This window comes from Streptomyces sp. MB09-02B (assembly GCF_033794485.1).
GTDB lineage: Bacteria > Actinomycetota > Actinomycetes > Streptomycetales > Streptomycetaceae > Streptomyces.
This window is the reverse complement of the sequence record NZ_JARGEE010000729.1, coordinates 1-2,468: the sequence shown is the minus strand read 5'-3', so window position 1 is coordinate 2,468 and position 2,468 is coordinate 1. Positions and strand designations below refer to the sequence as shown.

General features: G+C 71.6%; 1 protein-coding gene. It reads right to left on the bottom strand.

Going from position 1 to position 2,468, the window contains the following annotated elements; genetic code table 11:
• A partial coding sequence (polA, locus tag P1P70_RS43385; RefSeq protein WP_319247834.1) for a DNA polymerase I occupies positions 1–2,350 on the bottom strand: 2,350 nt, incomplete at its 3' end.
• Positions 2,351–2,468 lie beyond the last annotated feature (118 nt).

Sequence of the window (2,468 nt, the reverse complement as noted above, 5' to 3'; positions counted from 1 at the left end):
CCCGGCGCAGATAGTCCCGTACGCCGCCGAACCGCTCGAAGTACGCGTCCATCAGGGCCCGCGCCTCGCCCGCCTCGATGTTCAGCTGCTGAGAGAGGCCGAACGCGGACAGCCCGTAGGCCAGGCCGTACGACATCGCCTTGATCTTGCGGCGCATCTCCGCGTCGACGGCGGACTGCTCGACGCCGAACACCTGCGCGGCGGCCGTGGTGTGCAGGTCCTCGCCGGAGGTGAACGCCTCGATCAGGCCCGCGTCCTCGGAGAGGTGGGCCATGACGCGCAGTTCGATCTGGCTGTAGTCCGCCGTCATCAGCGACTCGAAGCCCTCGCCGACGACGAAGCCGCGGCGGATGGCCCGGCCCTCGTCGGTACGGACGGGGATGTTCTGCAGGTTCGGGTCGACGGAGGAGAGCCGGCCCGTCGCGGCGACCGTCTGGTTGAAGGTGGTGTGGATCCGGCCGTCCGCCGCGACCATCTTGATCAGGCCCTCGACGGTGACCCGGAGCCGCGCCTGCTCGCGGTGGCGGAGCATGACGACCGGCAGTTCGTTGTCCGTCTGGCCGGCCAGCCAGGCGAGGGCGTCCGCGTCCGTGGTGTAGCCCGTCTTCGTGCGCTTGGTCTTGGGCAGGCCCAACTCGCCGAAGAGAACCTCCTGGAGCTGCTTGGGCGAGCCCAGGTTGAACTCGTGCCCCGCAGCCGCGTGCGCCTCCTTCACCGCCTGCTGCACGGCGCCCGCGAACATCTGCTCCATGGCCTCCAGATGCGCCCGGTCCGCCGCGATGCCGTGGCGCTCCATCCGGGCCAGCAGCGCGGAGGTGGGCAGCTCCACGTCACGCAGCAGCTCCGCCGCGCCGACCTCCTCCAGCCGCTCCCCGAACGCCTCGCCGAGGTCGAGGATCGCGCGGGCCTGCACCATCAGCGCGTCGGCCTCGGCGCCCTCGTCCGCGCCGAAGGCCAGCTGGCCGTCGGCGGTGGCGGCGGGCGCCAGCTCGCGGCCCAGGTACTCCAGGGAGAGCGCGTCCAGGTCGAAGGAGCGGCGGCCCGGCTTGACCAGGTAGGCGGCGAGGGCGGTGTCCATGGAGACGCCGTCCACGGTCCAGCCGTGCTCGGCGAAGACCCGCATCGCGCTCTTGGCGTTGTGGAACACCTTCGGCCGCGCGATGTCGGCGAGCCAGGTCGCCCATGCCGTCTCGTCGGTCTCGTCCAGCTGCGTCGGGTCGAACCAGGCGGCCGCTCCCCCGGCGGCGGCCAGCGCGACCTCGGCGACCGAGCCGGTGCCGAGCGCCCAGGTGTCGACCGTGGCGAGGCCGAGGACGTCCGTGCTGTGCTGGGTGAGCCAGGGGGCCAGTTCGCCGGAGGCGAGGACCGTGCCGTCCACCTCGACGCCCGGGGCGGCCGGCGAGGCGGTGTCGGCCTCCTCGGCGCCCGGGTCGACGGCGAGCAGACGCTCACGCAGCGAGGGGTTGCGGATCTCCAGGGTGTCCAGGACCATCGCGACGGCCTTGCGGTCGTACGCGGCGCGCTCCAGGTCGCCCACGCCCTTGGGGAGTTCGACCGTGCGGACCATCTCGGTGAGGCGGCGGTTGAGCTTGACGGCCTCCAGGTGGTCGCGGAGGTTCTGCCCGGCCTTGCCCTTGACCTCCTCGACGCGCTCGACGAGGTCCGCGAAGGAACCGAACTGGTTGATCCACTTCGCGGCGGTCTTCTCGCCGACGCCGGGGATGCCGGGGAGGTTGTCGGACGGGTCGCCGCGCAGGGCCGCGAAGTCCGGGTACTGGGCCGGGGTGAGGCCGTACTTCTCGAACACCTTCTCCGGGGTGAACCGGGTCAGCTCCGAGACGCCCTTCGTCGGGTAGAGCACGGTGGTGTGCTCGCTGACGAGCTGGAAGGAGTCACGGTCGCCGGTGACGATGAGGACCTCGAAGCCCTCGGCCTCGGCCTGGGTGGTGAGGGTGGCGATGACGTCGTCGGCCTCGAAGCCGTCGACGGCGAAGCGGGCGGCGTGCATCGCGTCGAGCAGCTCGCCGATCAGCTCGACCTGGCCCTTGAACTCGTCCGGGGTCTTCGAGCGGTTCGCCTTGTACTCGGTGAACTCCTCCGAGCGCCAGGTCTTGCGGGAGACGTCGAACGCGACCGCGAAGTGCGTGGGGGCCTCGTCGCGCAGCGTGTTCGCCAGCATCGACGCGAAGCCGTAGATCGCGTTGGTCGGCTGGCCCGTCGCCGTCGTGAAGTTCTCCGCGGGCAACGCGAAGAACGCGCGGTAGGCCAGCGAGTGCCCGTCCATGAGCATGAGCCGGGGACGGCTGCCGCCGGGGGTGCTGTCGGTCTTCTTCGATGCTGTCTCTGCCACGACCCCGATCCTGCCACGTACCACTGACAGTCGGACCCCAGGGACGTCCGGAGGCCCGGACGGGGGCCGGGCACCGACCGATCCGCCGACGGCCCCGGGCCCCACCGCGGTCCCCTCC